The sequence below is a fragment of the Synechococcus sp. NB0720_010 genome (assembly GCF_023078835.1).
In the GTDB taxonomy this organism is placed as follows: domain Bacteria; phylum Cyanobacteriota; class Cyanobacteriia; order PCC-6307; family Cyanobiaceae; genus Vulcanococcus.
The window spans coordinates 2,359,266-2,383,673 of sequence record NZ_CP090898.1 but is presented as its reverse complement, the minus strand read 5'-3'; the positions used below and the strand labels follow the sequence as shown (position 1 = coordinate 2,383,673).

At 62.9% G+C, this 24,408-nt stretch carries 48 protein-coding genes; 24 read left to right on the top strand and 24 right to left on the bottom strand.

All coding sequences use genetic code 11. The features are described 5' to 3' along the window. Nucleotides 1-5: 5 nt before the first annotated feature. Complete coding sequence (locus tag LY254_RS12755) at nt 6-677, bottom strand: hypothetical protein (protein ID WP_247477661.1); 672 nt, start codon at nt 675-677, stop codon at nt 6-8. Between the two features lie 107 nt (nt 678-784). Here LY254_RS12755 and LY254_RS12750 point away from each other — a divergent pair, with 107 nt between their 5' ends. After that, nucleotides 785-961: a hypothetical protein gene (locus tag LY254_RS12750; protein WP_247477660.1), complete on the top strand. Its 177-nt coding sequence runs from the start codon at nt 785-787 to the stop codon at nt 959-961. Here LY254_RS12750 and LY254_RS12745 read toward each other — a convergent pair. The 3 genes from LY254_RS12745 to LY254_RS12735 all read right to left on the bottom strand — a co-directional run bounded on the left by LY254_RS12745 (nt 958) and on the right by LY254_RS12735 (nt 2,252). Then, on the bottom strand, nt 958-1,161 hold the full coding sequence (locus LY254_RS12745; protein ID WP_247477659.1) for a hypothetical protein: 204 nt from the start codon (nt 1,159-1,161) through the stop codon (nt 958-960). The two genes, LY254_RS12750 and LY254_RS12745, sit on opposite strands and share 4 nt — an antisense overlap. Before the next feature lie 428 nt (nt 1,162-1,589). After that, complete coding sequence (locus LY254_RS12740; RefSeq protein WP_247477656.1) at nt 1,590-1,814, bottom strand: hypothetical protein; 225 nt, start codon at nt 1,812-1,814, stop codon at nt 1,590-1,592. 39 nt (nt 1,815-1,853) lie between these two features. After that, entirely contained in the window at nt 1,854-2,252 is a 399-nt protein-coding gene (locus LY254_RS12735; RefSeq protein ID WP_247477641.1) for an NRDE family protein, read from the bottom strand. Nucleotides 2,253-2,414: 162 nt separating this feature from the next. Between LY254_RS12735 and LY254_RS12730 the strand changes: the two genes are divergently transcribed. After that, complete coding sequence (locus LY254_RS12730; protein WP_247477639.1) at nt 2,415-2,756, top strand: hypothetical protein; 342 nt, start codon at nt 2,415-2,417, stop codon at nt 2,754-2,756. A gap of 202 nt (nt 2,757-2,958) precedes the next feature. Here the strand turns inward: LY254_RS12730 and LY254_RS12725 are convergent, their stop codons facing one another. Beyond that, complete coding sequence (locus LY254_RS12725; RefSeq protein WP_010316116.1) at nt 2,959-3,489, bottom strand: ester cyclase; 531 nt, start codon at nt 3,487-3,489, stop codon at nt 2,959-2,961. Nucleotides 3,490-3,617: 128 nt separating this feature from the next. Here LY254_RS12725 and LY254_RS12720 point away from each other — a divergent pair, with 128 nt between their 5' ends. The 3 genes from LY254_RS12720 to LY254_RS12710 all read left to right on the top strand — a co-directional run bounded on the left by LY254_RS12720 (nt 3,618) and on the right by LY254_RS12710 (nt 4,544). Then, nucleotides 3,618-3,830, top strand: coding sequence for a galactose oxidase (locus tag LY254_RS12720; RefSeq protein ID WP_247477638.1), 213 nt, complete (start codon nt 3,618-3,620; stop codon nt 3,828-3,830). 80 nt (nt 3,831-3,910) lie between these two features. Then, nucleotides 3,911-4,132, top strand: coding sequence for a hypothetical protein (locus LY254_RS12715; RefSeq protein ID WP_247477635.1), 222 nt, complete (start codon nt 3,911-3,913; stop codon nt 4,130-4,132). A 133-nt stretch (nt 4,133-4,265) separates the two neighbouring features. Continuing rightward, nucleotides 4,266-4,544, top strand: a complete 279-nt coding sequence (locus LY254_RS12710) for a hypothetical protein (protein ID WP_247477633.1) — start codon at nt 4,266-4,268, stop codon at nt 4,542-4,544. A gap of 2 nt (nt 4,545-4,546) precedes the next feature. On the opposite strand, the gene LY254_RS12705 is transcribed toward LY254_RS12710, so the two are convergent. Next, the gene (locus tag LY254_RS12705; RefSeq protein WP_247477631.1) at nt 4,547-4,723 is read right to left on the bottom strand and encodes a hypothetical protein; all 177 of its coding nucleotides are present in this window, start codon (nt 4,721-4,723) and stop codon (nt 4,547-4,549) included. A gap of 56 nt (nt 4,724-4,779) precedes the next feature. Here LY254_RS12705 and LY254_RS12700 point away from each other — a divergent pair, with 56 nt between their 5' ends. The 5 genes from LY254_RS12700 to LY254_RS13000 all read left to right on the top strand — a co-directional run bounded on the left by LY254_RS12700 (nt 4,780) and on the right by LY254_RS13000 (nt 8,099). Further along, nucleotides 4,780-5,055 (top strand): hypothetical protein, encoded by a 276-nt coding sequence (locus tag LY254_RS12700; protein ID WP_247477629.1) that lies wholly within the window; start codon nt 4,780-4,782, stop codon nt 5,053-5,055. 418 nt (nt 5,056-5,473) lie between these two features. Next, a complete protein-coding gene (locus tag LY254_RS12695) occupies nt 5,474-7,201 on the top strand; it encodes a SulP family inorganic anion transporter (protein WP_247477627.1) in 1,728 nt (575 codons plus the stop codon). A 45-nt stretch (nt 7,202-7,246) separates the two neighbouring features. Beyond that, nucleotides 7,247-7,489, top strand: coding sequence for a hypothetical protein (locus LY254_RS12690; protein ID WP_371820542.1), 243 nt, complete (start codon nt 7,247-7,249; stop codon nt 7,487-7,489). Nucleotides 7,490-7,656: 167 nt separating this feature from the next. After that, nucleotides 7,657-7,896, top strand: a complete 240-nt coding sequence (locus LY254_RS12685) for a hypothetical protein (protein WP_247477625.1) — start codon at nt 7,657-7,659, stop codon at nt 7,894-7,896. Nucleotides 7,897-7,964: 68 nt separating this feature from the next. Beyond that, a complete protein-coding gene (locus LY254_RS13000; RefSeq protein WP_010316098.1) occupies nt 7,965-8,099 on the top strand; it encodes a hypothetical protein in 135 nt (44 codons plus the stop codon). Nucleotides 8,100-8,107: 8 nt separating this feature from the next. Here LY254_RS13000 and LY254_RS12680 read toward each other — a convergent pair whose 3' ends face one another. Genes LY254_RS12680 through LY254_RS12665 form a run of 4 tightly spaced genes read right to left on the bottom strand, consistent with a single transcriptional unit; the run spans nt 8,108 to nt 8,938 of the window. Further along, entirely contained in the window at nt 8,108-8,287 is a 180-nt protein-coding gene (locus LY254_RS12680) for a hypothetical protein (RefSeq protein WP_247477624.1), read from the bottom strand. Further along, on the bottom strand, nt 8,272-8,499 hold the full coding sequence (locus tag LY254_RS12675; RefSeq protein ID WP_043705725.1) for a DUF3104 domain-containing protein: 228 nt from the start codon (nt 8,497-8,499) through the stop codon (nt 8,272-8,274). The genes LY254_RS12680 and LY254_RS12675 overlap by 16 nt, the downstream gene beginning before the upstream one ends. 31 nt (nt 8,500-8,530) lie before the next feature. After that, entirely contained in the window at nt 8,531-8,743 is a 213-nt protein-coding gene (locus LY254_RS12670) for a hypothetical protein (protein ID WP_247477623.1), read from the bottom strand. A 33-nt stretch (nt 8,744-8,776) separates the two neighbouring features. Further along, entirely contained in the window at nt 8,777-8,938 is a 162-nt protein-coding gene (locus LY254_RS12665) for a hypothetical protein (protein ID WP_010316090.1), read from the bottom strand. A gap of 53 nt (nt 8,939-8,991) precedes the next feature. Here LY254_RS12665 and LY254_RS12660 point away from each other — a divergent pair, with 53 nt between their 5' ends. Beyond that, the gene (locus tag LY254_RS12660; protein WP_247477622.1) at nt 8,992-9,903 is read left to right on the top strand and encodes a bestrophin family ion channel; all 912 of its coding nucleotides are present in this window, start codon (nt 8,992-8,994) and stop codon (nt 9,901-9,903) included. 137 nt (nt 9,904-10,040) lie between these two features. Here the strand turns inward: LY254_RS12660 and LY254_RS12655 are convergent, their stop codons facing one another. From LY254_RS12655 to LY254_RS12640, 4 genes are all read right to left on the bottom strand, one after another. After that, nucleotides 10,041-10,187, bottom strand: coding sequence for a hypothetical protein (locus LY254_RS12655; RefSeq protein ID WP_198001916.1), 147 nt, complete (start codon nt 10,185-10,187; stop codon nt 10,041-10,043). A gap of 241 nt (nt 10,188-10,428) precedes the next feature. Continuing rightward, on the bottom strand, nt 10,429-10,839 hold the full coding sequence (locus tag LY254_RS12650) for a cupin domain-containing protein (RefSeq protein ID WP_247477621.1): 411 nt from the start codon (nt 10,837-10,839) through the stop codon (nt 10,429-10,431). A 93-nt stretch (nt 10,840-10,932) separates the two neighbouring features. Next, a complete protein-coding gene (locus tag LY254_RS12645) occupies nt 10,933-11,169 on the bottom strand; it encodes a hypothetical protein (RefSeq protein ID WP_247477620.1) in 237 nt (78 codons plus the stop codon). 218 nt (nt 11,170-11,387) lie between these two features. Further along, entirely contained in the window at nt 11,388-11,789 is a 402-nt protein-coding gene (locus LY254_RS12640; protein WP_010316079.1) for a YccF domain-containing protein, read from the bottom strand. A gap of 293 nt (nt 11,790-12,082) precedes the next feature. Here LY254_RS12640 and LY254_RS12635 point away from each other — a divergent pair, with 293 nt between their 5' ends. From LY254_RS12635 to LY254_RS12625, 3 genes are read left to right on the top strand one after another with little or no spacing between them, the layout of a single operon-like run. Further along, on the top strand, nt 12,083-12,319 hold the full coding sequence (locus tag LY254_RS12635) for a chlorophyll a/b-binding protein (protein WP_010316075.1): 237 nt from the start codon (nt 12,083-12,085) through the stop codon (nt 12,317-12,319). 19 nt (nt 12,320-12,338) lie between these two features. Beyond that, the gene (locus tag LY254_RS12630) at nt 12,339-12,554 is read left to right on the top strand and encodes a chlorophyll a/b-binding protein (protein WP_010316074.1); all 216 of its coding nucleotides are present in this window, start codon (nt 12,339-12,341) and stop codon (nt 12,552-12,554) included. Nucleotides 12,555-12,610: 56 nt separating this feature from the next. Continuing rightward, nucleotides 12,611-12,808, top strand: coding sequence for a hypothetical protein (locus LY254_RS12625; RefSeq protein ID WP_156797860.1), 198 nt, complete (start codon nt 12,611-12,613; stop codon nt 12,806-12,808). A 12-nt stretch (nt 12,809-12,820) separates the two neighbouring features. On the opposite strand, the gene LY254_RS12620 is transcribed toward LY254_RS12625, so the two are convergent. Beyond that, nucleotides 12,821-13,144 carry a hypothetical protein gene (locus LY254_RS12620; protein WP_010316070.1) on the bottom strand — a complete coding sequence of 108 codons (324 nt, stop codon included), beginning with the start codon at nt 13,142-13,144 and terminating at the stop codon, nt 12,821-12,823. 113 nt (nt 13,145-13,257) lie between these two features. Between LY254_RS12620 and LY254_RS12615 the strand changes: the two genes are divergently transcribed. Next, nucleotides 13,258-13,437, top strand: coding sequence for a hypothetical protein (locus LY254_RS12615; RefSeq protein ID WP_247477619.1), 180 nt, complete (start codon nt 13,258-13,260; stop codon nt 13,435-13,437). A gap of 45 nt (nt 13,438-13,482) precedes the next feature. Further along, complete coding sequence (locus tag LY254_RS12610) at nt 13,483-13,653, top strand: hypothetical protein (protein ID WP_247477617.1); 171 nt, start codon at nt 13,483-13,485, stop codon at nt 13,651-13,653. A gap of 59 nt (nt 13,654-13,712) precedes the next feature. Here the strand turns inward: LY254_RS12610 and LY254_RS12605 are convergent, their stop codons facing one another. Together LY254_RS12605 and LY254_RS12600 are read right to left on the bottom strand one after the other, a co-directional pair. Continuing rightward, nucleotides 13,713-14,735 (bottom strand): rod shape-determining protein, encoded by a 1,023-nt coding sequence (locus LY254_RS12605; protein ID WP_247477615.1) that lies wholly within the window; start codon nt 14,733-14,735, stop codon nt 13,713-13,715. 102 nt (nt 14,736-14,837) lie between these two features. Continuing rightward, nucleotides 14,838-16,325 (bottom strand): FAD-dependent monooxygenase, encoded by a 1,488-nt coding sequence (locus LY254_RS12600; RefSeq protein ID WP_247477614.1) that lies wholly within the window; start codon nt 16,323-16,325, stop codon nt 14,838-14,840. A 141-nt stretch (nt 16,326-16,466) separates the two neighbouring features. Here LY254_RS12600 and LY254_RS12995 point away from each other — a divergent pair, with 141 nt between their 5' ends. Genes LY254_RS12995 through LY254_RS12590 form a run of 3 tightly spaced genes read left to right on the top strand, consistent with a single transcriptional unit; the run spans nt 16,467 to nt 17,012 of the window. Further along, nucleotides 16,467-16,601 (top strand): hypothetical protein, encoded by a 135-nt coding sequence (locus LY254_RS12995; RefSeq protein WP_010316060.1) that lies wholly within the window; start codon nt 16,467-16,469, stop codon nt 16,599-16,601. 4 nt (nt 16,602-16,605) lie between these two features. Further along, nucleotides 16,606-16,800, top strand: a complete 195-nt coding sequence (locus tag LY254_RS12595; RefSeq protein WP_010316058.1) for a hypothetical protein — start codon at nt 16,606-16,608, stop codon at nt 16,798-16,800. 2 nt (nt 16,801-16,802) lie between these two features. Continuing rightward, nucleotides 16,803-17,012, top strand: coding sequence for a hypothetical protein (locus LY254_RS12590; RefSeq protein ID WP_029626211.1), 210 nt, complete (start codon nt 16,803-16,805; stop codon nt 17,010-17,012). Nucleotides 17,013-17,015: 3 nt separating this feature from the next. Here LY254_RS12590 and LY254_RS12585 read toward each other — a convergent pair whose 3' ends face one another. Beyond that, the gene (locus LY254_RS12585) at nt 17,016-17,375 is read right to left on the bottom strand and encodes a hypothetical protein (RefSeq protein ID WP_247477613.1); all 360 of its coding nucleotides are present in this window, start codon (nt 17,373-17,375) and stop codon (nt 17,016-17,018) included. Between the two features lie 130 nt (nt 17,376-17,505). Between LY254_RS12585 and LY254_RS12580 the strand changes: the two genes are divergently transcribed. The 4 genes from LY254_RS12580 to LY254_RS12565 are packed head-to-tail and all read left to right on the top strand — an operon-like array spanning nt 17,506 to nt 18,744. Continuing rightward, on the top strand, nt 17,506-17,724 hold the full coding sequence (locus LY254_RS12580) for a Nif11 family protein (protein WP_371820471.1): 219 nt from the start codon (nt 17,506-17,508) through the stop codon (nt 17,722-17,724). A gap of 54 nt (nt 17,725-17,778) precedes the next feature. After that, nucleotides 17,779-18,120 carry a hypothetical protein gene (locus LY254_RS12575; RefSeq protein WP_247477612.1) on the top strand — a complete coding sequence of 114 codons (342 nt, stop codon included), beginning with the start codon at nt 17,779-17,781 and terminating at the stop codon, nt 18,118-18,120. A gap of 48 nt (nt 18,121-18,168) precedes the next feature. Then, on the top strand, nt 18,169-18,450 hold the full coding sequence (locus LY254_RS12570) for a hypothetical protein (protein WP_247477611.1): 282 nt from the start codon (nt 18,169-18,171) through the stop codon (nt 18,448-18,450). A 6-nt stretch (nt 18,451-18,456) separates the two neighbouring features. Next, the gene (locus tag LY254_RS12565) at nt 18,457-18,744 is read left to right on the top strand and encodes a hypothetical protein (protein WP_247477610.1); all 288 of its coding nucleotides are present in this window, start codon (nt 18,457-18,459) and stop codon (nt 18,742-18,744) included. Nucleotides 18,745-18,768: 24 nt separating this feature from the next. Here the strand turns inward: LY254_RS12565 and LY254_RS12990 are convergent, their stop codons facing one another. From LY254_RS12990 to LY254_RS12555, 3 genes are all read right to left on the bottom strand, one after another. After that, the gene (locus LY254_RS12990; protein WP_010316044.1) at nt 18,769-18,897 is read right to left on the bottom strand and encodes a hypothetical protein; all 129 of its coding nucleotides are present in this window, start codon (nt 18,895-18,897) and stop codon (nt 18,769-18,771) included. An 81-nt stretch (nt 18,898-18,978) separates the two neighbouring features. Further along, nucleotides 18,979-20,007 carry a DUF4912 domain-containing protein gene (locus LY254_RS12560; RefSeq protein ID WP_247477609.1) on the bottom strand — a complete coding sequence of 343 codons (1,029 nt, stop codon included), beginning with the start codon at nt 20,005-20,007 and terminating at the stop codon, nt 18,979-18,981. 83 nt (nt 20,008-20,090) lie between these two features. Then, nucleotides 20,091-20,996, bottom strand: coding sequence for a polyphosphate kinase 2 family protein (locus LY254_RS12555; protein ID WP_247477608.1), 906 nt, complete (start codon nt 20,994-20,996; stop codon nt 20,091-20,093). A gap of 156 nt (nt 20,997-21,152) precedes the next feature. Between LY254_RS12555 and LY254_RS12550 the strand changes: the two genes are divergently transcribed. Beyond that, nucleotides 21,153-21,692: a L,D-transpeptidase gene (locus LY254_RS12550; protein ID WP_247477607.1), complete on the top strand. Its 540-nt coding sequence runs from the start codon at nt 21,153-21,155 to the stop codon at nt 21,690-21,692. Between the two features lie 443 nt (nt 21,693-22,135). On the opposite strand, the gene LY254_RS12545 is transcribed toward LY254_RS12550, so the two are convergent. From LY254_RS12545 to LY254_RS12535, 3 genes are all read right to left on the bottom strand, one after another. Next, on the bottom strand, nt 22,136-22,312 hold the full coding sequence (locus LY254_RS12545) for a hypothetical protein (RefSeq protein ID WP_010316036.1): 177 nt from the start codon (nt 22,310-22,312) through the stop codon (nt 22,136-22,138). A gap of 79 nt (nt 22,313-22,391) precedes the next feature. Next, a complete protein-coding gene (locus tag LY254_RS12540; RefSeq protein ID WP_247477606.1) occupies nt 22,392-23,111 on the bottom strand; it encodes a DUF1028 domain-containing protein in 720 nt (239 codons plus the stop codon). Further along, a complete protein-coding gene (locus LY254_RS12535; RefSeq protein WP_247477605.1) occupies nt 23,108-24,319 on the bottom strand; it encodes a Zn-dependent hydrolase in 1,212 nt (403 codons plus the stop codon). The genes LY254_RS12540 and LY254_RS12535 overlap by 4 nt, the downstream gene beginning before the upstream one ends. Between the last annotated feature and the right edge of the window lie 89 nt (nt 24,320-24,408).

Below are 24,408 nucleotides of genomic sequence, written 5' to 3'. Positions count from 1 at the left end.
GGTCTTCACCCGGCCCCATAGGCCACCTGGCAGACAGCATTGAGCAATTGCGCCTGGCCAGATGTGCCGGGCCTCTGCCCATTCAGTAACCCCTGCTGACAGTCCACAGCTCCCATCAACGAGGAGCCATTGATGCTGTAACTGAAGCTCGCGCCATAGAGACCCACCGCCTCGACAGAGGCGTAGTTGAGTTCGTAGCTCGTTCCCGGCACCAAAAAGTAGGGGGAGCTGTTGTCGGCGGCGTCATTCAGCAAGCCCGTGATGACCGCCCCCGTCGCCAACCCAGCCACACCCCAGGCCGGCGCACTCTCCGGCCACCAAGCCCAGCTCGTCCAACCGCCATACCAACCGGTGCGCCAGGGGCGATCTGCCCAATAACCGCCGTTACGCCAGGTCTCACGCCACCCGTTGAAATCGCGCCCATAGAAGTTGTTCTGGAGGTTGATGTTCCGGTTCAACGCCTCTGGATCGATGCTCGGGCGAACGTTGTCGCCATATAACGGATGGGCACCCTGATAGCCGCGATTCCAGGTTCCACCGCCGTAGTGATAACCAGCGCGACCAGCACCCCCCCGTCCGCCGCCGCCGCCCCGCGCCAGTCCGTCCATCGGCGCCATGACAACAGACAACAGGAGGGGTGCCGTGAGCAGGCCAGACAGACGGATGGAGACGGTCATGGGCAATCGCGCGCTCGGCGAGCAGTCGTTCCCAACCCTTAGCCAGAGTCCTTGAGGACGCCATCAGCGAAGCCAAGCGCCAGGATTCCGCAAACGCTGCAGTCCCCATGGAACCCATCACCTGGCTGATCATCACCTGGGCGACCTACTCGCCGCATCGCACCACGGCGGCCCTCGAGAAAGTGCCGCAGGCGAACATGCAGCAGTGCCAAGCCAACGCTGAGCTGGTCACGGCATGGCAGCCAAAAGCCAGCGTGAAATGCATCGAAGGCGTCCGCGGCTAACGCCTTCGATGTTCCGAAGCCGGCAGGCGTCTCTGCTTAAACCGCTCGTAGTAGAGGTACATCGCCAGCCAGACCCAGCCCAAACCGCAGGTGGTCAGGCCCACCAGGGCGATCTTGAGCAGGCGCAAACACCAGTGACCAAGCCAAGCCAGCAGGGAGAGCCGAGGCAACTGACGCCGCTGGCGCGATCGCTTCGGCAAGCAACCCATCACTTTCGGGCGATTAAGCCTGCAGGGCAATGGGCATTAAGTCCGATTGTCTTCCCCTCGAATCCGACTGAAGCTAGGCCCATCGAGATCGGAGAGGCCTCAAATGGTCGACACTCCACCCAACCAGACGTCAGGAGCGAGCTGACTGAAGGCGCCTGCTCCAACAGTCTTCTCAAACCGTGAGCGGGCCGTCAGATCAAACAAACGTGTGCGTTTGAGCTGTCGGCACTCCATCTGCACCGCCACAGGTGCCCCAAGGAGTCACAACTGCTCCACACCTGGACACCTGGCCCCAGGTGACCTCCCTCAGCAGCTCCGACCCACTCTTTCGTCATCCACGAAACGGGTCATTCCATGCATGAACGAGCGAACTAGGCCGTCTCTTCCATCCGGGAGGGGCGGCCTCCTCCTATGGGAGATCAGGCGATCCAGCGGTCCTGATCCATGATTCGTTTGATCAGCAGCCCCAGGCGCTTGAACTCGGCAAAGTTCAGCTCCTTCACCGCCCGGTCCAGGCCGCTGTCGACCCACTCACCATCGCGCTGCTCATAGATGGTGAAGTCCTGGTCCAGCGACGCACGCTTAATGCAGTAGGTCACCCCGTCCTCGTGCAGGAAGGCTTCGGAGTGCAGCTGCAAACCCATGGATCCCGATCGCGCTGCGGAGAGGCTACGGGGGCTCCCTCAGGGCTCCGACTGACTGGCCTGATCGATCGCGAAGAGTCTCTGTTCGATCTGTCGAGCGATGCCTTGGTAGAGGCCAACCCGCTGCTTGGATCGGATCGCAATCTCGAGGTAGATCAACAGTCCAATGCTCAGCATCCAAGGCGATGCGCCTGGGCTGAAGCTGAACACCACCACAAGGACCGCAATGAAGCCCCGCAGAAAACGGCTGAAGGGATTGCGTTTCTGAGCCAAGAACCGGGCCGAGTCCTCTTGGGCCCGAAGGCGATCGGTGCCTTCCAGGGGGTCGCCATCGGTATCCAACCAATCAATCGGTAGACCACCGCGTCGCTGGTAGACGATGCGATAACTCAAGCCCTCAGGCGTTTCCTGAACACGGGTCCCCGAGTAAGGCGCCAACTGCAGATCTCGTTTGCGTCCCCAAGAGTTTGGCGCTCGATCCAATCGGCCCCTTGCAATCGAGCCAGCGGCTGGGCCATGACTGCCTTGGAGACGGCTCGACGTCACGGACCGTCCTCATCAGGGGTGCGGTGCAACGCGCCCCACACCCTGGCTGGAGCCATGTCGGAAGAGGAGTTTCTCGAGGCGCTCTCCGGCGTTGACGCACAACTGAGCAGCCACAGCAGCTGGGAGCAGATCAAACGCGTGGCCTCAGACCACCCCTGGTCCCTGGCCGAGACGCCGCTCTCTCCCGGTCAGCAGTGTGTGCTGGCGTTCTGGCGCATCTTCTCGCGGGATGAGCAAGGTCAGTCCACCGCTCCGATGCCTGGACAAGGAACCAGCCAGGACATCCTGCAGAGCCTCAGTGATTTTCAGGAAGACTTTGAGAGCTCGGTCCTGATCAACACCGATCTCGACCTTGACTCCATCCGGGAGTTGTTCCAGGCCCTGGCCCCGAACTAAGCCAGGGAACGCTGCGAAGGACGTGAGCTGAGCAGGGATTCAGCCAGCCAGATCTCCGTCGCGGTTTTCAGCACCAAGAGGGTGGCGACCAACGTCAACATTCGGAGCATGGTGAGAACACCAACTGGGACGACTGTCACACCAACGCCAACCAACAACTGTTGCCGTCACTGCTGAGATCAGCAATCCCACATCTCTGCGCTCAGCCTTCCTGGAAGAAAGGATCCGGGAGCGATGGATCCAGGAGCTTGGCGACGCCGCCTTGTCCCACAACAGGCAGCCCCTCAGGCTTCAGCAAGCCCAACTGCACCAGCACCGTGGCCTGATCCCAGTAGATGTGCTCATAGCTCACCCGATCTCCCTCGATCCCAACAATCACCACAAAGGCCACTTCCACACGCCGCCCTGTGGGCTCGACCCCCGGCAGCATCCAATCCATGGGATGGGTATGGGTGAAGCGGATCACCAATTCATCCACCAGCCGCTCCGCCGAATGGGTGCGCGAAATGGGCGCAAAGGTCACATCGGGCGGGAAAAACTGACCGACCAGGCGATTGGCATAAAAACGGCGGACCCCTTGCGGCCCCGAACCACCCACCATCGTGGGGATGTTCACCAGATGGGGATTGGCGCTCATCGTCGCCAAGGTGCCATCCAGATCTCCCGCTAACTCGGCCTGCATGTGACGTTCAAAAATCGCGTCAATGGCCTGAGCCAAGCCATCTGCCGTCATCGGAAAGCCGCGAAGGCCTCCATTGTCAGCAGCGCATTCGGCACGAACAAGCCCTGCCCCTTGCAATGACACCAAGTCAGTAGTAGTACAGGCGTACCTGCACAGAACGCATGGATGAGTGGGAGTTCATGGAAGCCAGGCTGCTGCGGGCCTCACGCTCAGGCCGCGTCTGCATCACCTGCCAGCACTTCACCTACGGGACCGACGCCCACTGCCGCACCCTGCTGGGCTGCAAGCTCCAGTCCAAGCAGCTCGCCCAAGGCGAACACCTCACGAAGAAATGCCAGCACTGGCTGATCAGACGAGAGCGTCAGCTGGGCTGGTGCCCCGAGGCAGCCTGACCACAGCTCATAACAAGACAGGACGCCTCAGCCAAATACTGAGAAGCTGTGGTCAGCTCGCCTACCAAAGCCCCTCAACCGTGCCCTGGGAACCAACCGAGGACTTCCTCAACAGCGGCTATCAAGACGTCATCGAGCTGGTCGAACGCTGGCGGCAGCAATACGGCGCCGACCACCACGCCTGCGGAATGATGCTGCGCACCATGGGGCTTTCCTACCTCGAGCATTACGGAGAGGGTGGCGACCACAGCAGCACCCACCCCTTCCCCAATCACGCTGGCTCCAGACCACCAAAGCCCTGAGCAGAACCCAAATCCGCGCAATTTGGAAGAAAAACGGAAGGAGCAGGTATTAATCCCTACGCCGCAAGGGGCTGAACTCGATTAGTCCAGAAGGAAGAGGTGAGTGTCCAATCCTTGTCTCCTCCGGCTCCAGATGACCATGACCGAGAACATCCAGGAGCAGGTCAAACGCTCAGCCCATGAACGCTGGGTGAGCACCGGACTGGCTGGCCGCCTGGTGCGCCTCTGTCCCGCGCTCTTCCCGGACCTGCAATCGGCTGGGCAGTGGGTGAGCGAGCAAACAGGCACGGCGATAGGAGGGATGGGCGGAACGCGGCTGATGCTGCTGCTGCGGGATCACGAACTCAGGCGCATGGTCGAGGAGCAGCACGCCTGCGCCCTGACCTGTGCCATCCAACCCACTCAGGCCTGAGCTCAGGAGCGGGATCTCGAGATCCAGATGCGCTCGAGAACCTGACGGAATTCCGCCTCGCTCAGGGGCTTGGCCAGGGCTCGCCGACGGGCGAGTGCAGTGAGCCACCAGGCCTGCAGAACCAGAAACAGCAGAGCCAACACAGCGAGCTCAATCCATCCGCTCTGCAGTGCCGGCATGACGCCCCGAGTGCTTTGACCATCCAACCGCAGAGACTCGCCCTGGGCGTTCAAGCTTGCTAAGAGAAGAGCAGTACCTGCGTGCGGCGATGGGCTACGTCATTGGCCTGTTGATGGTCTGCCTCCCCTGTGGCTTCATCTCGGCTTCGATCGCGCGCGCCAAGGCGCGTCGATGGGCCCGTTGGTTTTGGGCAGGCCTTCTCTTTGGCCCCCTGGGCCTGATCGGTGCAGCGGGGATGCCTGATCGCAAAAGCCAGGTCTGGCTGCGCTTTTTAGCAGAAGCCCAGGGCTATCAACCCCGCCATCACAAGGACAGCGAAGTGCCTGAGTGAAGCGCTGTAGCTGACGGCAGCGCGCAGCATGGCTACGACATGGAGATGTGGCTGATCGGCGCCTGTTTTGCCCTGTTTTGATCTCACGGTTCATTTCCCCGATGGGGATTCAGAACTCCACCTCATTGCCTTTAGCGAAGGTCATGCCTTCAACTTGGCCAGACGGCAATTCGGCAATCGTCCGCTGACGATTCGCAAACGTCCCATGCCGCCGCAGCCCTCCAGCACTGGCGACTGAATTTCGTCGTGACTGAGCATTTGCACTCATGACGGGAGTCGATGCTGCGGCGTCATAACAGTGCAGGAGACGATCGCCCCGCGACCGCGCTCCAACTCGGGGGCCTCTCTTTGCTGATCCTGGCCCCCACCCCCGAGCCTTGCCATCGCCGGCATCCTGGGGAGAGCTGACGGCGGCAGCATGCGCTCTCCATTCCGCGAGCCCCCCGAGGCGAAGATCTGGCGACTTAGTCGCACCTGGAGCCAACCCTGGCTGAAGAACTGGCGCGGGGACCTCACCGGCGGCATTACGACTGCCGTGGTGGCCCTGCCACTGGCCATGGCCTTTGGGCTGACCTCCGGAGCCGGGGCGATCGCCGGCCTCTGGGGCGCCATCGTTCTGGGCTTCATCGCCGCCCCCCTCGGGGGCACGCCCTCCCAGGTCTCCGGGCCCACCGGTCCGATGACCGTGATCATGGCGGCGGTGATCACGGCGCTGATCGGTCGCTATGGAGCAGAGGCGGGGCTGGCCGTGGCCTTCACCGTGGCCCTGTTGGCTGGCGCCCTGCAGGTGCTCTTCGGGGTCTTCCGCCTGGGGCAGTACATCGTTCAGATGCCCTACTCGGTGATCTCCGGCTTTATGTCGGGGATCGGCGTGATCGTCGTGGTGCTGCAGCTGCCGATCCTGCTGGGCCTCAGCCTCAAAGGCACCATCCCCCAGATCCTGGCGGCCCTGCCCGCTCAGCTGCCCAACCTCAACGGCCTGGCCCTGCTGATCGGCGCCCTGACCTTTGCCCTGATCCGCTCCTACCCCCGGCGCTGGAACCGCTGGCTTCCAGCACCGCTGGTGGCCTTGGTGCTGATCTCAGCGCTCAGCACCCTGCTGCCCGAGGGCTCCATCCCCCGCTTGGGCGCCATCCCCCAGGGGCTTCCGACCCTGCGCTGGCCGCAGCTTCGCTTCGACGACCTCCGCCTGTTGGGGGGTTATGCCATCACCCTCGCCGTCCTGGGCTCGATCGACTCGCTGCTGACCTCCTTGGTGGCCGACAACATCACCCGCACCCAGCACCGCTCGGACCGTGAACTCATTGGCCAGGGGATCGGCAACATGGCTGCCGCCCTGGTCGGGGGTCTGCCTGGAGCGGGCGCCACGATGCGCACCGTCACCAACGTTCAAGCGGGCGGACGCACTCCCCTCTCAGGGATGGTGCACTCACTCGCCCTACTGATCGTCACCCTGGGGGCCGGCTCCTTCGCCTCTGAGATTCCCCTGGCCGTCCTCGGGGGAATCCTGCTGCATGTCGGCCTGGAGATCGTCGACTGGAGCTTCCTCAAGCGCGCCCCTCGCCTGTCCTGGAAAGCCACGGGCCTGATGTGGCTCGTTCTCTTGCTCACGGTCTTTTGGGACCTGGTCACCGCCGTCGTCATTGGGGTTTCCCTCGCCAATGTGATCACCATCAAGGACCAGGCCGATGCCCTCCAAAAAGCCAGCCGACGGATTACCGGCGGCGATGGAGACACTGACGAGCCGTCCCCCGTCAGGCTCAACGCCGAGGAGCAAGTCCTGCTACGGGAGGCCGGGAGTGAGCTGGCGCTGTTAAGCCTTGCCGGACCACTGAGTTTTGGGGCGAGCCGCTATCTGACCCAACTCCTCCAGGAGAGCTCCGCCTACGCCACCTTGATCTTGGATCTAACAGCGGTTTCCCACCTGGGTGTCACGGCCTCCCTGGCCATTGATGCGGTCTGCCGCGACGCCACGCGCCAGGGACGACGGGTGATCATCGCCGTTCCCCAGGAGCGCTACCGAGAACGGCTCAGGCGGCTCGCCATCACCCGTTTCATCGGCGTCGAGCTTTGCCTCAACCGTCAGGAGGCCCTGCTCAACGCCCGCGCCCATCAGCTTGCAGCCGAATCGGGACAGGCTTCCTAGCTTGACTCCAGTGGAACTGGGCCCTTGACGCGCACCATCCTCAGCCTGAGCGGCAGCGGACTGCTGCTGCTGACCCTCGCCGCCCCAAGCCCCAGCTGGGCCCAGAAGCGAATCCCCAAGGCCGCAGGCCAGGATCAGTGTCCGCTCGGCTATGTCAACGATTTAGGGAGCCATTGCGTCTCACCCATCTACTACGAGGTCGCTCCCACCAACGGGCAACCCTGCCGCTCCGGCTGGATGAACATCGGAGCGGGCTACTGCAAGAAGAAGACCCTCGGCATCTTCTAGAACCCGTGAATGTGCCTATGGACCAAGGCTCAGGCACGAAGCCATAACGGTTGTGGAAGCGGTCGAGTACCAACCCGCTATCCGAACGGGGGCCGCCCCCCTTGAGGCCCCCAACAACAACCCTCCAGCGCTCCCGCCGAACGCTGGGGGGTTTGTTGTTGAAGCAGGTGCCGGACACTGGTGCGCAGCGATGGCCGCCATCCATGCCCTACCGGATCAAGACCCACGACGCCTGGGGCAGCACCCCGGTTGGTGACTTCCCATCCCTCGAAGCCGCCCGTCAGGCCTTCAGCAGCCTCTGCCAAGACCCCTGGTACCGGCAGGACGGAACCGTCAAAGGCCTTGAGCTCCTCGAGATCCAGGCCGATGGCCAAGCCCAACGCCTGGACTGGTTTGCCTTCGCCTAGGTGAATGCGCTCATGCCATTGCAGCCTTGAACTTTTAGCTCTGGAGAAGTTCACTCGCCCAGGCCGCAATGACCCGCTCCCCCGAGCAGCAAGACCAGCTGCGCCAGGAGGTCCTTGAGACCGTCAAAGGTGTACTGCCCCTGCTGATTGCCCTGAGCGCCGCCTGGATCGCGATCGATTTCGCCACCCATCTCGCCAGCTAAGGGGACGGTTAGTCGTCGGCCTGGCGCCGCTGATACTCCATGCAGCCCTTGTAATCACGGGCCTTGAGACAGCGTTCATGGGCTGGCGGCGGTGTCTCACCTGACTTGCCGAACAACTGTTCGGTGTCGTCCTCCGACAAGCCAAAAAAGGCAAACAGGACCGGGACCAGGATCAAGCCGCTGAGCATGCGCTGGGGGAAGAAGGCTTCACAACGCCAGTGACGCTGTTGGGATTCACCGTTCGGATCACCCCCGTGTCCACGCAGGCGATCTGAAAAAAGCTATTGCCATTGTCCCTGGCCCCGCCTTCGCGGTGAATCACCTGACCGACCCACCAGTCCTGCTCAGGGGGCTCCACCAGCACCACATCACCAAGACGCACCGAGAGAAAAGCGGGCATCAGCCACCCCAAGCGAACTAGTACAGGCGTTCTAGCTTGCCTGGGCTTTGGTGTCGACCTCGACGACGTTGGCGTCCACGCGGGCCAAGCGCTCCATCACCCGATGGAGGTCCAACTCCGAGAGCTCACCGCTGGCGGTCCACTTCATGCAGGTGGACCCCAGACAGTCACCGGCCGCTCCACCGTTCTTAAGGGCTGCCATCGCGACCTCCCGCTTCTTGATGGAATCACTCTCAGGGAGCATCCACCGGGCGGCCTACCCCCAGATGGGGGCAGTTCAGCGGACGTAGGTCTGGGCCAAGGCCGTGAGCAACTCAGCGATGAAAGCCTCCGGACAACCCAGCTCCTGCTGCAGCTCATCGCATTCATCGCGGAAGAACTCCAACGTGCGTGCGATCACGCCATCGCGCTGCTCAGGGGTGGGCGTCCAATCGGCCATGGTCGACGCTGGAGGGGAGGGGAATGATGATCGAAGCAGCCCTCCGAGTCCCCGTGAGTCAGCCGCCCAAGATGGCTCGCCGCAACATCCCCTGGGTGCTGTGGGAACTGCTGCTGCGGATGCGCCTGGACCTGCTGCTGATGCTGATGCTCTGCGGGTTAGCCCTGGCCATCAAGGCCGATCCCCAGGTCCGGGACCTCTCGATCATTGATGGCTCGGGCCTCTCCATGCTGGGGATCGCGGTCTCGATCTTCGTGGGCTTTCGCAACACCCAGGCGATCAACCGTTGGTGGGAGGCCCGAGTGCTCTGGGGATCGATCACCAACGAAGCGCGGCAATGGCGCGACACCCTGCAGACCCTGATCGGCAGCCAGGAAGCCTTCCGCCAGCAACAGCAGCAACTGGTGGCCCTGCAGGTGCTGCAGTGCTGGGTGCTGAATTTTGAGCTGCGTGGGATCTGGCGCAGCGATGCCCGCACCCTGGTGGATGCCCTCAGCCGCAGCCTGGGACTCTCCGCGGACATCAGCCTGCAGGGCAGCCTGCAGCACAGGGCGCAGCTCATCGGATCGCTCTACAGCCAAGGCGCCATCAACGACTGGGGACGCGATGCCCTGCTGCGCTGCAGCACCGCCTTCATCAATTCCCTGGGAGGTCTGCAGCGCATTCGCAACACCCCGCTACCGCCGACCTACGACGTCTTCATTCGCCTGATCTGCTGGCTCTATGGCTACGCCCTCTTCGCCAGCTTTGCCAGCCGCGACTCCGCCTGGACCGGCGCGGTGCTCTTTCTGGGCTTCATCACCGCTGAGCGAATCGGCGCCTACGTCGAGGGGCCCTTTGATCAAGACGGCAGCAGCTTTTGCGTGCCGATGGATGCGATCTGCTGCACCATCAGCGCCGACCTCCTGCCGACCTCTCCCTTGGGGCGGCTACCCATCAACCGGGACCCCAGCCGCTGGTCCTAGGCGCAAGCCTCAGCTTTTTTAAAGGTCCGCTGTAGCAATCAACACGCTGCCCTTCTGACGAGCAAGGCCACGATCAAGGAGCTGGCGGAGCGCCAAGGCGCACGCGGAGGAAGACACCCTGCGCCGTCAGCACCCTCTTAGGTGGGAAGGGTGAAGCCCGACTGCATGTTCTTCACGTCGAGCATCACCCAGGTGAGCCAGACCAACAGGCCGATCACACCGGAGACGGCCGCGACCTTGCCGGAGAGGCGCAGAAGCCATTCCCAAAAACTGATCTCTTTCACCGGCTTCAGCGCAACTGCTGCATCCTGCCTGGTCAAAACGCCAGACGACGACGCCTCGCCCCGTCAGACCTGGCAGGCTGAGCAGGTTCGCAGGGCATCCCCATCAGCCTCCCGGCCTCCGACCTCGCGCACCTGGCTCGCTGCGCCTGGCTGCGCCAGCAGTGCGCCAGCGATAGCGAACGGGCGAACCGCGAATTCGCGACCTTGCTGATGTGGCATCAGGCCGCCAGCCACTCCGGCGCTAACGCGGGGGCTGGGCCGTTGTGGTCAGGACCGTCGTAGGGGAACCCTGCACTCCCGCATAGAAGACGACCAGCTCCACGGGGTCATCGCCCAGGGCCTGTCCGGTGTGGACGGTATTGACCACCTCCACCAAGGCCTCGCCCTCACCAAAGGTCCGCCTGGAGCCATCCGCCAACTCCAGGGAGAGGGCGCCCTTGAGAATCACCGCGGCATTGATCACCGGATGCCAATGCAGGGGAAGACGAACCCCCGCAGGGATCGTGATCCGCAGGACCTTGACCTGGGGCTGACCGGATGGATAGGGCGGAAGGATCCGGCCATCCCACTCCTTGCTGGAGTTCGCGAGTTCCCTGACCTCGACTCCGAGGGCAGCGGCTCCATGGTCGTCATGGGCCCAGGCCTCTGGCACAAGGGCGCCGCAGAGACACACGAGGGCCAGGGGCGTTAGCCACGAGCAGCGATTCACAGGCAAGCGTCCTAGAAGGGAGCGATGGAACACGTCCTATTGGCCTTCCTCGCCTTTGGTGCCGCGGTGCTCAGCCTGCTGGCCTGGATGGTGGCCGCCTTCACCAGTGATCGGGTGCGCTAGCTCCATCAACTCCGCGTCGATGGCCACCAGGGGGCCCGTCGGATGAAAGCGCCGCGCCAGGGCAATGGCCTGCTCACGGTTCTCCGCCTGCACTGAGCGCGCACCCGGAGTGGAGGAACTGCAACTCCAGACCTGGTAGCGCCGAAGCATGGCAAGTGGGAGGTGGACCCTCGTCCTAGCCAGAGCGACGGCCCACAACACACACCTGCGCAAAAGCTGAACAGAATCCTGCGTCCCGATCCGCTGATCCAGCCGCGTCGCTAGGGAAGGGGACCAGGCCTGCCGTTGTGCCGCTGCTCACCGATCCACTGGAACTGATCTGGGGCATCGCCGGACTGCTCAAGGCCTCGCTTCTGGATGAGCCCAGCTCAACGCTTCGGAACGACCGTCATGCCGACGGGAGCCAAGGCGATCAGCGCCAACTTGATGTGCTGCAGGCCAAAGGGAATTCCCACAACCGTGAGGAAGCAGGCCAGGGCTGAGGCCAGGTGACCGATCGCCAGCCACCAACCGGCCACGAGAAACCAAATCACGTTCCCCATGGTCCCCAGGGGACCCGTACCCCAATCGCGGCGACCCGTGAGGGTCTGGCGCGAAATGGCCTCCTGACCGAAAGGCCAAAAGGAGAAGTTGCCGATCACGAAGCAGGAGCGAGCCCAGGGCAGGCCGACAACGCTGATGGCACAGAGCAGGCCTGCGAACCACCAGCCCAGGCCCATGACCAGTCCGCCCAGGACAAACCAGAGCAGGTTGAACAGGAAACGGAACAAGGGAGCCGCCGCCACTGACGGGACTGTCGAGCCGGCACAGATGACTTGCCAAAGCACGTTACAGAGAGTTACATTCGCTTTACGTTTCGCAACACCACCATGGAAGCCGATTACGGGATGGCCATCACAGCGATGGTTGTCGTGGGTGCGCTCCTGACCGCAGGGGTGGTGTATGTGCTCTCTCGCCCCAGCGACCTGGGCCCCACCCGCAAATAAACGATGGCCCTGACCGCAGTTCTTCTCTTCGCCGGCTGGATCGCCGCATCCCTACTCAAATCCGAACCCCAACAGTCATGAACAACAACCAAGTCACAGATCAGTGGTGCCAGAACCGCGCTGAAGAGCTGATTCACGCGCAGCAGCTCAAGCAGGTCGAGCGCTTCAACGGTCGGATGGCGATGCTCGGCATCGTGATCGGGATCATCACCGAGGGCCTCACCGGCCAGGGCATCGCCCACCAGATCGGCCTGGGTCCCCTGATTGACGGCTACGCCGCCTGCCACACCCAGTACCTTCCCTTCTGTTTCTGATCCGGCCCAGGCGCTCGCGATGAACAAACAGGAGTTCCGCTACGAACCGGTCGAGTCCTTCGGTAAGAGCATGACCTCCCAGAGACCCTGGGACGTCTCCGCTCTGAAGGCCGTCGAGCAACTCAACGGCCGGGTCGCCATGGTCGGCTTTGCCGCAGCGCTCGTTGGCGAATGGCTCACGGGCTTTGGGCCAGCCGGCCAGGTCTTGGCGCTGGTGCGCTGGTATCTGAGCTGAGGCGCTGACGACAAGGGCATCGCGTTGCTAGGCCGGAGGCAGAGGCCATGGACGCGATGAATCACATTTTTGAGGTCTTTCACTCCGGGCCGGCTGACTATGGCCGCTTCCACGTGGTCGCAGAGAACCGGCAGCAGGCCAAGTCGCTCGCCGAAGCGGACTACCCACAACACCAGTTCGCGGTCTTCCGCAGCGAGCTGATCAGGCCGGAGTGGCGCTACCAGCTGCTCAACGAGTGGCGCTCGACGCTCTAGCCCCGAGGAGCATCAATCCGCACTGGTGGAGCGCGAATAGATCAACCCCAATTCCGAGGCCCAGGCCAGCAGATTGTTGGTGGCGGTCAGCACCTCCAAAGAACGGCTCCAGGCCTCATGGAGATCAGGGGCCTCCAGCACGTAGTGCTCGGCCCATTCGTAGGAGCGCACCAATCCGCAGGCCTCCTTGAGGCGATGGGGCGTGAGCGCATGGGACTCCACACGCTCGATCAGCCCCTTCTCCCAAAAGGCCCGTCCCACACCCCGATCACCGGAGAAACTCTGGTGCAGCGTCGTGAGGACAGTCTCGAATTCTGGTCGTTGGATCTGGTCCATGAACCAGCCCTAACACTGTCTAAATACCTCGCGCAGGCGAAAAATTCAGGCCTAGCCCAGGCTTGCCAATCCCCAGGCAGCTGAGCCATGACTGATCGGCAGACGAGGAGGCGATGGAACATTGCTCAATCAATCCAGAACGGGTGCTGGTGATCACCCCCAAGGGCTCCAGCATCGAAGCCCTGCGTGATGGCGACTACCGGGTCTGCTGGGCCTCAGGCCTCTGCCAGAACGTCACTGGTTTGCACCGAGCCAACTCCCTGCTCTATTGGCATGAAGAGAACAGCCCTTGACGCCAACGAAGGGGCTTGTTTGATGGGCTCGACTGCGGATCCTTGATGAAGATCAAGACGGCGTCACTCCAGAACACCGCCCGAGAGACCCTGGGCCTATTGGAGGACCTGCGCGCTGAACTGGCCCCCAGCACGATGGGCACCGCGCAGTGGAGACGAATCAACCAACTGGAGGACAAGGTGCTGGCACTCCTGGCCCTCACCCAGGCCAGCTAGGACACAAAAAAGCCCCCGGGTGATCCCGGGGGCCAGTGTTTTAAGGCCGGAGAGCGGACCTAGGCGTCAGCGCTGGTGCAGCGCTTGAGGTTCTGCCAGTCGTCCACAACCTGACCGCAACCGTTCACCACACAGTGGAGCGGATCATCGGCAACGATGGTGAAGATGCCCGTGGATTCAGTAATCAAGTCACTGATCCCCGGGATCAAGGCACCGCCACCGGCGAGCACGATTCCGCGGGCGTGAACGTCAGCGGCGAGCTCTGGGGGGGTGTTCTCCAGGACGCGCTTAATCGTGTCAACGATGGCGCCCAGGGGCTGTTGGATCGCCTCGCGAATTTCACCGGCGGTGACGGTGATGCTCTCGGGCAGTCCGGTGCGGTTGTTGAAGCCGCTCACCTCCATGTGGCGATCATCGTTGCGGGCATTGGAATGGGCCGAGCCGATGCTGATCTTGACCTTCTCAGCGGTGGCTTCACCGATCACCAGGCCATAGGTCTTTTTCAGATAGTCGGCAATGCTCTCGGTGATTTCATCACCGGCAATCCGAATGGACTCACTCTCCACGGGAGAGCCGAGGCTCAAGACGGCGACGTCGGTTGTGCCACCACCGATGTCAACGATCATGCTGCCGACGGGCTCGGTGATCGGCAGGCCAGCGCCGATGGCGGCGGCCACGGTCTCATCGATCAGATAGACCTCTTTTGAGCCGGTGATGCCGGCTTCACGGACAGCCCGGCGCTCCACGTCGGTGATGCTGCTGGGGATGCCAACCACCATGCGAGGGGCGGTGGACTTACCGGCATTGCCGCGGCGCATGAAGGTTTGGATCATGAGCTCGGCGGCGGCGTAATCAGCAATCACGCCATCGCGCAGGGGACGAATCGCCTGGATCGCTTTAGGTGTTTTACCGATCATGCGTTTCGCGCCTTCTCCCACCTCCAGTGGGATGCCGCGTTCTAAATCAAGAGCGACAACTGAGGGCTCGTCGAGGACGATTCCTTTGCCTGATACGTACATCAGGGTGTTCGCCGTCCCCAGATCGACACCGATGGAGGAGCTAGTCCGGAAAGGCCAGAACATGGTGTTTTTTGCTGATCAACCCAAAACTGATCAAACCTGAATATCCGTTCTTCGGACTTAATCAAATCTTCCACTCTTCGATGCAACTCGTCGAAAACCAGCTCAGCGCCACTGATCCCACAGGGCCACAAGGCGCTCCTGATCGGCACTGGGGCTGCTGCTGCAGAGGTAGGCATCCGGCCTGATCAGATAGGTCTGGCCAGCCATGTAGCCCTCCTGGGGTTCCGCACTAGCCGGAACCAACCAGTCGCTCGCCAGGGCAGAGCCGGCCGGCGGCAGCGGCGCACCAACAGACAGCAACACAAAGCGACCGGAGCGCAGCAGGGCGTGCAGTCGCGTCTGGCCACTGGGGCCCTGGCAGGGCAGATCCGGCGTGCGCTCACCGGGGCGCAGTCCGCCTCCTGAGCGAGCCAGAACCGGAGCCAGGGCGCTGCCGCGGTAGTGCAGATCGGTCTCGCAGAGCTGGGCCACCAGGCGACCTTGAACGCGACGACTGCGGCCCAAATTCGTGAACGCCAGATTCCGCAGCCGACGCAGCAGGGGCTGCCGCAGCAGAGCCACCCGCGTCAACACACCGGCATTGCGCAGCACCCGATCGCCAATCCCGCTGCGTTCCGGGGAATAGGTCTCCAGCAGCTGTGGCCCCGCCTTGCCCTGCAGCACTAGGGCCAGTTTCCAAGCCAAGTTGAAGGCATCCTGCATCCCGGTGTTCATGCCCTGGCCCCCAGCTGGGCTGTGGATATGGGCCGCATCCCCCGCCAAGAAGACCCGACCGACGCTGTAGCGATCAACCTTGCGCTCGTTGATCCGGAAATGACTGAGCCAGATCGGATCATGGGCGCGGAAGCCTGATCCCAAGCGCTGCTCCACCAGGCTCTGAACCTGCTCCAGGCTCGGATCGGCCGCCTCCGTCCCCGAGACATCGCCAATGATGCGGAAGCGATCTCCGACGATCGGGAACAGGGCCAGGATCCCCTCGGGATTCCAGACCACGGCCACCTGATCGGAGGCTGCGGGGCCGTCGAGCTTGACGTCCGCCAGAACCCAATTCGATTCCAGGGTTTCGCCGCTGTAGGCCAGACCCAGCTGATGGCGCACAAGGCTGTGGGCACCGTCGCAGCCCAGCAGGTAACTGCACTCCATCGTTTCCGTGCTGCCATCGGCTCGGCTGAGTTCGGCCGTCACACCGTCATCGGAGGCGGCGAACCCGCTGAGTTCCAGCTGGCGCTCCACCAAGACACCCCGCTCCGCCAGCAACTGGGTCAAAACCGCCTCAGTGCGGTTCTGGGGAATCATCAAGGCGTAGGGGAAGGCGCTCTGCACCTTGGAAAAGGAGAGCGCCGCCAGCAGGCGTTGACCAGCCTGGATCCGGGCTCCATGGCCCTGAATCCCAGCCTTCAAGAAGGGCTCAACGCAGCCCTGGAGATCCAATAACTCCAGGGTCCGCGGCCAGATCACCAGGGCCTTGGAGCGCTCGGAGGGTTTCGGCTCCCGTTCCACCACCCGAACGGCGATGTCCTGCTGACGCAGGGCGAGCGCCAGGGTGAGACCTACTGGCCCCGCACCCACCACCAACACCGGTTGGGACATCACGCCTGCATCAACTCTCCGCCAAGGCTGCACAACAAAACGCGTTGGGCATGGAGAGTTCCACTTCTTTTTTGGCCGCTTCTTTCACTGAAAGAGCAACCGCCGCAGTGCGTTAGGGTCGATTTATCAAGCGAAGCAGAAATGACCCTCGGCCGATTTCTGGTCTTCTTTGTGATCGGCCTGGTGCTGGCGACGGTGCTGAACCTGACCTGGCTCTATTGGATCTTGGCGGCGGCCGCCGCCACGGTTGCGATCAAGCTTTGGCTGAACCGATAGCGCGATGACGGAGACCACCACCCATAACGGGGCGAACTACAAGCTGACCCGACTGCCCTCCGCCCTGGATGCCAGCAAGGCGGCCAATCGGATTCGGCCCTGGCTCAGCCGCAGCGAAGAACAGCAGCGCGCCAGCGAACGCATCGCTCGGGTGCGCCGCGAAAGCGGTATCCCCTCCCCTGACGAGTGGATGTGGTGAGCATGGAACGCACGCTCAAGGGCATTGCCTATGTCTCGGTTTGGGTGATCCTCTGGGGGACAGTGGCGTCCGTGATGGATTACGTCCTGCTGGAGCGTGAGCTTTACGGCACGGGCAGCTTCGGCCAAGCGACCACCTTTGTGGCCTACGGCCTCGCGAGCCTTGTGTTGGCCTGGCGCTTCGCTCCGCGCTTCCTGCAGAGCGACGACTGAGCCTTAGCTCTGGGGCTTGGCAGCAGGAGCATCCCCCTTCGGCGGGCTCTTCTGGGGAACACTGACCTGGCCGCACTGGTCGTCGAGGACAGGCTTGTAGGAAGCCCGCACCTCCATCCAGTCCGTACCGGGATCGCGCTGCTCAAACACGGCGAAGTGCTCAATCAACAGGCCATCCATCGCCTGCATGGAGCGGCAGAGGCGATAGAGATCGCCCGAATTCTGAGCCTTCAAGACCCGTTCGTAGTGCCCCATGAACTGGGCATAGGGATCAGGCTCCGCCGCGAAGACTCGAGCAGCCAAGACGGCAACGGCAGCCGCAGAAGCGCCCAGAAGACGGGCCAGAGGGGATGCAACGTTCATGCCGATGACCCTACCGAGCGAGCCAAGACCCGATCTTTTTCTCTGAATAGAGAGAACAAACACAGACAATCTTCAACAGGGAGAGAAGCTGAACTCAGGCCAATCGCAGCAGATCTACCGCTAACGGTAGGTGGATCTTTCCATGGAATACGCCATGTCAAGACATCAACTTGAACTGTTCATGCGTAAAGCCAAGGGCAACACAAGCATGCAGCGCGAGCTCGACAAGTGCGGCGAGAACAACAGCTGCGTGGTTTCTGTTGCCCGCAAGCATGGACACAAGTTCTCCCCAGCGACCCTGACCCGCTGGCAGCACGACCACAGCGAGGAGGCTCCGCACACGCACTAGCGCGATCACAACGCAAGACGTCCGAAGCCGGCTCCAATCGGGGCCGGCTTCTTAGTGTTGCGCTCATCGGCCGATGCCCCGTTGAACCGCCGCTGGCTCCTGCTCTTCGCGCTGCTGGCCGCGCCAGCGGCCCAGGCCCAGTCCCTGCTCAGCCTGCAACAGGCGGCCATGCGCTGCTTCAACGGAGGTTCGCGGGCGGACTGCAGCGCAGCGATGGGAACCTCCCATCAACTGAAAAACCGCGCCGATGATGCCAACCAACTGCGCTGCTACACCGCGCTGCTCGGACTGGAATCGCGGCTAAGCATGGCCATGCAAGGGACGGGATCGCTGGATCGCGATCACAGCAGCCTGAAGGAAACGTTTTTCGAATGTCAGGCCCTCAATCCGAGCTAGCCCAGCAATCCGCTGCCAGCCTTGAGGGCAGAGGGGAAGGCCCAGCCCATGCACTCTGCACAAGCGCTACGTGAGCGTTATGCCAACGGCAGCAGCACCCCCGGAGAGGTCAACGCGATTGCGCGGGTCTACGCCTCGATCAAGCAGCTGAGCTTCCCGCAGGCCCTCGAGGAGGTCCATGACGGCCTGGGCTACGGCATGGGGGAGGACCTCGACTGCAAGCAGGGGGGATTTCCCTGGCGGGAAGTCGAGCGCTCCTTGGTCCCCGCCGGTCGGCGCTGGATCAACGGACTGGAGCCGTCCGTAGCTATGTCTGGAGAGAGCCGCTGAACCCCAATGAACGGTTGGCGCCAGAGCAGCTTGGCCATCGGCACCGCCGCACTGCTTGGATTCTCAATGCAGGGCCTGGCTGCGGAAGGATCCGTCTCCTCGCAATCACCCCTTAGCCGCCAACAGGCCTGGCAGGAGGCCATGTCACAACTGCCCAAGGGGGCCAGGGTGACCAGCAGCAACTGCAACGACGTGGAGATCGGCTACGGCAATACGCGCTACTACTGCGTCTTGACCTTCACGCAGCCCGATCCAGCCGAAGCCGAACACAAAAAAGCCGCCGCCCAGGACTAGGCGCGGCGGCTTCGATGAACGGTCTCAGCTCTTGGCGGAAGCCTGAGACAGGAAGAAGACCAGCAGGGCAATCAAACCTGCACCGCCGAGGGCCGGCAGGATCACGGGAACGCCTCGGGGAGCGACAGCGGAGGCAAGCACGAGGTAGTCCATTCCGGAACGATCAGAACTGGATTTTTTTAGCACCGCCGCAACGGAAAGCGGGGGTTTCCGAGACCTGTCGAAAACCAGCCGTTAGAACCACTCGGTCTGGGCCTCTTCGGCGGTGTTGACCCGAGCGTGGGGGGTGCGGCGCTCAAACTCCATCGCAATGGAGCGCTCCTGCTCACCATCAGCGGCAATCGCGCGAACCGGGTAGAGCTGCTCACCATCACGGAAGGGGACGTGAATGCGGAAGCTGCCATCGCGCTCCAGCTGAATCTGCTCGTCACCGATGAACAGGCTGGCGGCAGGATCCGTGGCGCCGTAGACGATCAGCTCGGCATCAGCCACCAACCAGAAGGAGCGCTGACGGGCTGCGCCAGCACCGGACTCGGTGCGGCCACTGGCCCAGACACCCACCCCGGAATCATTCAGGGGACCAGGGCCCGCCAGGTCGTATTCGTGCAGCACCTCGGAGCCGACGCGGCGGCTACGGGTGGGAAGGGTCGCCCGCTGGTAGTGCTGCTCGTGCTGCACGCCCGCAGTAAAGCTGGGGGTGGTCAGCGCTTGAGGAGCAGCGCTCGGGCCAACCTCCAGGGAGAAGGGAACAAAGGCATCGGCAATGCGCTGGGAGGGCTCCATGCCTGGGACGTGAGCCACGGCCGAGAAGGCCAGGGAATACCAACCACCGGAGCGCAGGCGATAGCCCAACTCGACCCGGTAGTCGCGGCCATCGAGGGGCACGGGCAAGAACCATTCACTGGCGTTGCCATCCACCACCAGCTCCTGCAGGGTATGGGGATGGGACTGCTCGCCGCCTAGGCCCGTCACGTCCGCTAGACGAATGCAGAGCTGGGTCGCACCGGCCTTCTGGGCGCTCTTGCGATCCGCCGCGCTGATGGACCAGAAGCAGTAGGCCCATTGGGGATCACGGGGTAGAAACACCACGTGGGTGGAAGCGTCCTGGACACCCTCGACAACCTCGATGGAGTCGCTGGAAGGCGGAGCGATCCCAGGAACCGTCTCCTTAATCTTTTCTTTGATCCCCGAGGGAATCAGGTCGCGGATCCAGGCGAAGGGACGCTGGTTGCTGCTCTTGGCGTTGGAGTTGCTTTGCGTCACGGTTCAGCCCTGGATGGCGATGGGACCTATCGTCACCGACTTCCCTCACGCAGCAGCGGCTCTGTCAGCGGATCGCTACCGCATCACTCAGCCAGCAACTGCTCGCGCGCCTGGGCCAGGGCCTGCTTTGCCTCCTGGCTGACCTCGGGATAGCGCAGATCCAGGCCATCCAAACGCTCAATCACCGCCGCCGCGACCACCAAGCGGGTGAACCACTTGTGATCAGCCGGCACGACAAACCACGGCGCATGGGCTGTGGCGGTCTCGCGAATCATCTCCTCATAGGCCTGGCTGTAGTCCTCCCAGAACCCCCTCTCGCGGATATCGGCCGCTGAAAACTTCCAGTTCTTCTCGGGACGCTCCAAACGCTGCAGGAAACGGCGCTTTTGCTCCTCTTTGGAGAGGTGCAAGAAGAACTTCAGGACCACCACCCCGTTACGGCTCAGATAGCGCTCGTAGTGGCGAATGTCCTCGAAACGCTGTTTCCAGAGCTTTGGCCCGACCAAATCAGGCGGCAAGGACTGCTTGGCCAACAGCTCCGGATGGACCCGCACCACCAGGGTCTCTTCGTAGTAACTGCGGTTAAAAATCCCGATGCGCCCGCGCTCCGGCAGGGCTTGATTGGCGCGCCAGAGGTAATCGTGATCGAGGTCCAGCGCAGAGGGGGCCTTAAAGGACGTCACCTGGCAGCCCTGGGGATTCACCCCACTCATCACATGTTTGATCGTTCCGTCCTTGCCCGCGGCGTCCATCGCTTGAAAGATCAGCAGCACCGCCCACTTGTTCTGGGCATAAAGACGCTGCTGCAGCTCCGAGAGCATCTGAACGCCCTGCTCGAGTGCCTCGCGGGCCGCCTTCTTGTCGGAGGGCAGATCCAGGGTGTCGCCAGGATCGATCTGATTCAGCCGGAATCCATCCCCGCTGTCGATTCGATAGGGCCTGGTGAGGTGATGGCACTGCGTGAGCACCTGGCTCAGTTCCCTCTCCATCGGCAGCCTCAGAACAGCAATCGCCTGAAGTCACCCTGACCACCACAGGAGGCAATGTCAGCCCTGACAGCCGCTGAGCCGACTGCACAACTGGTTTTTCTCTGAAGAGAGAAAAAGAAATCCCCCTAGGACACCCCGATCTCACGCGGGAGTCCCATGGGTCGCAAGCTTGGTCAGCTGCTGGGTGGCTGCGTTCTCGCCGCAACCCTGGCACCATCCGCCGCGGCCCAAGAGCTGGCGATTGCCGAGCCGAAAGCGCCGGCCCCAAGGCTGACGTTTGAGCGCACCAACCGCCGCCTCCCCCGCACAGGGGATCCGATCTGGGACCTGAAACTCGAGATCCCTGGACAACCGGTGCGGCATTTCGAAGCCGTCAGCGGACGGGCGGAATACCAAGGCGCCAACCGGCACCAACTGGGTAGCCAGGCGCCCCTCCCGCCAGGGACCTATTCGATCGGCGCAGTCGAACCATTGGGCCATGAGTATCCGCGGGAGCTCGGCCCCGTCTGGATCGGCCTCGAGCCCCTCTTCAGCACGGGCCGCCGCGTTTTAGGAATCCACCTGGACCCCAGTGCCGGCCGCAACTGGAACAGCGGAACCGGCGGTTGTATCGGCCTGATCCACAGGGACGAGATGTTGAGCCTGGCCGAGCTGGTCCGCCGCAGTGCAGCCCAGACCCTGATCGTCAGCAACTAAGCAGAAGCACCCGCTGCCAACCGCCCAGGTCCTGGCTAAAGCAGAAGTACCGCCGAGGTGGAACAGCGGCCATCAGCGCTCCACTGGTTCATGCCGGCGGCATGGTCTACCTGCATGGGTTGCACCATTCCTCACACCCCCCGACCCCGCCCTCGGCGGGGTTTTTTGTGGGCAAGCTCCAGTCACAAAAAAGCCCCCTCATGACGAGGGGGCTTGCCGTGGTGTGAGGTTGGAATGGAATGTTTCCAAGCGCCGTTCTAGGGAAGCGAATGTCCCAGAGCCTGTGCGGTTGAACAACTGGTTACAAAGAACTGGCACTGTGCCAGTCCTCTGGCGACGGTTGGTGCGTGTGAGGAGTGGATTCGCCTCAAAGGTGGAAACAAGGTCACACCCTTGAAGCGAATCCCGAAAAGCCCTGCCTTTGGCGGGGCTTTTTTTTTTGCCTAGGCGGCCATCAGTTCCCGCTTGAGCAGGACTGCTCCGTTGGAGAGCAACAGGCGGTGGCGCTGGACCTCCTCATCGAGGGGGACAACAACGCTCTGGGCTCCGCCATTGGTCCAGTAGTGGAGTTTGACCTGAGGCGTGGTGGATGACGTGGGGATCTCGATCGAACCCGTCATGCGGCGACGAATGGCTCGTCCAATTGAGCCGTATCCGATGGGGGGGTGACGTAGTCAGCGTTACGTCCCGCTCGCTCGGTTAAGCCGCCGAGGGATCGTCCCCGACAAGCGGTGTGACCGTTCGGTTAAGGGCCGTGCCTGCGGGATTGGGCAGTTCAGCAAAGGAATCACGCCATTGCTGCACCCAGAGTTGCTGACTGCGCTCGTACAGCGCCATCAGGGAGTCGACAGCGCGCTCTTCAAAATCCACCCGCAGATCCAACAGCGGGAAAGCCGCCTCGCCGCTGACCTGCAGGGCAGCCGATGTCGCATGGGGGGAGCGCAGATCACCGCCGGCCTCCTCACCGGCGCGAAGGGCGCTCAGCAGGCGACGCCCCAATTTCCAGGATGGATCACTCAACAGAAAGGCCTCCTCCATCGCCAGCAGGACAGCCTCGCCAGCGAGAAAGTTGCCCGCGACCGCCAGATCCGGATGGCAGCGATGGCTGGCATAGGGACCGCATTCAGAGCCCGTCCAGCCCGCCGTACGGCCGCAGGCATCAATCAGGTGCAGCTGACGGTGCTCCATCTGCGGGTCATCCCGCAAAAGGCTGGCCAGGACGGTTTCCGCATCCCGGTTCTGCTCCATGCGCTCGAGGCCGCAAATCCCCAGATAGGGGTTCGTGTGGGCCTGGGTCGCGACGGCCCCAACCCCAGAGCGGATATGGGGAACCGTTGATCCGACGGCGAGGTGACAGGTGGCAACCGCCACGCCAAAGCGCCCGTTGGATGGATCCCGCGCCAGGATTGAAAAGGTCATCCCGAGAGCTGGGCATCCAGGCGCAGAAACGCCTCCAGCAACACAGACGTTCCGGCAACACACTGCTCAAGGCTCGTGTACTCGGCCGCGGAATGGCTCAGGCCCCGATGGCTGGGGACAAAAACCATGCCCATCGGCCAACGGCGGCCCAATTCCTGGGCGTCATGGCTGGCGCGACTGGGAAGGGCGCTGTGGGAGAAGCCCAAGGCTGAGGCCGAGGCGGCGATCGCCTCCATCAGCAGCGGTGCAGCCGGGGTCGGATCCACAGAGAACTGGGGCTCCATCGTCACGCTGCAACCACTGGCCTCAGCAATAGACGCCAGGCGTTCCTCGAGCTGCGCACTCAGGGAGGCCAAGACCTCGGGGTCCAGATCGCGCAGATCGACGCTGCACTGAACCTCCCCGGGAACGACGTTGGCGGCATTCGGCCAGACCTCAAATCTGCCGACCGTGGCCACCGGATCACCGGGGTGCTCGAGGGCCATGGTCTGAACCGCCAAGACGACCTGCGCGGCGGCCACCAGGGCATCCTGCCGCTGATCCATCGGCGTCGTACCGGCGTGGTTGGCCTGCCCGCAAACGCGGATCGTGAAACGGCGCTGGCCGACCACCCCTTGAACGACACCAATGCTGTCGCCGCGTTGCTCCAGAACAGCACCCTGCTCCACGTGGAGCTCGAGAAAAGCAGCGATGGCGTCATCGCTGCGGGCCGCAGTGGTCAGGCGCTCCCAATCCCCACCCAGGCGAGCCAGGTTCCGCTCAATCGGATCACCGTTACTGGTGGTGTAATCGCTGGGGTCGCCGCTGGCCGTTCCGGCCATCCCTTTGCAGCCCACCATCGTGGACTCCTCATCGGCAAAGACGATCAGCTCAAAGGGGTGCCGCAGCTGAAGCGAGGCATCCTTCAGGCAGCGGACCAGTTCCAGTCCAGCCAAGACGCCGAGGGTGCCGTCGTAGCGACCACCGGTTGGAACGGTGTCCAGATGTGAGCCGCTCACCAGCGCGGGGAGGTTGGGCTCTGAGCCCTCCAGGCGACCAATCAGATTGCCGGCGGCATCGATGCGCAGGCTCATCCCCGCGTCGATCAGCCATTCACTCAGCAGTTCACGGCCCTGACGGTCCTCGGCGCTGAAGCCGCGCCGGCAAATGGAACCATCTGGCTGAAGACCGACTTCGGCCATGGCCTCCAAGGAGGCCAGGAGGCGCATGGCGTTGACCGAGGGTCTCTTCAGTTGAGCGGTGGGCGCAAGGGTTTGGGAGCCCGGGGCAGAGAGAACCAACCGCAGACCTGCACGTT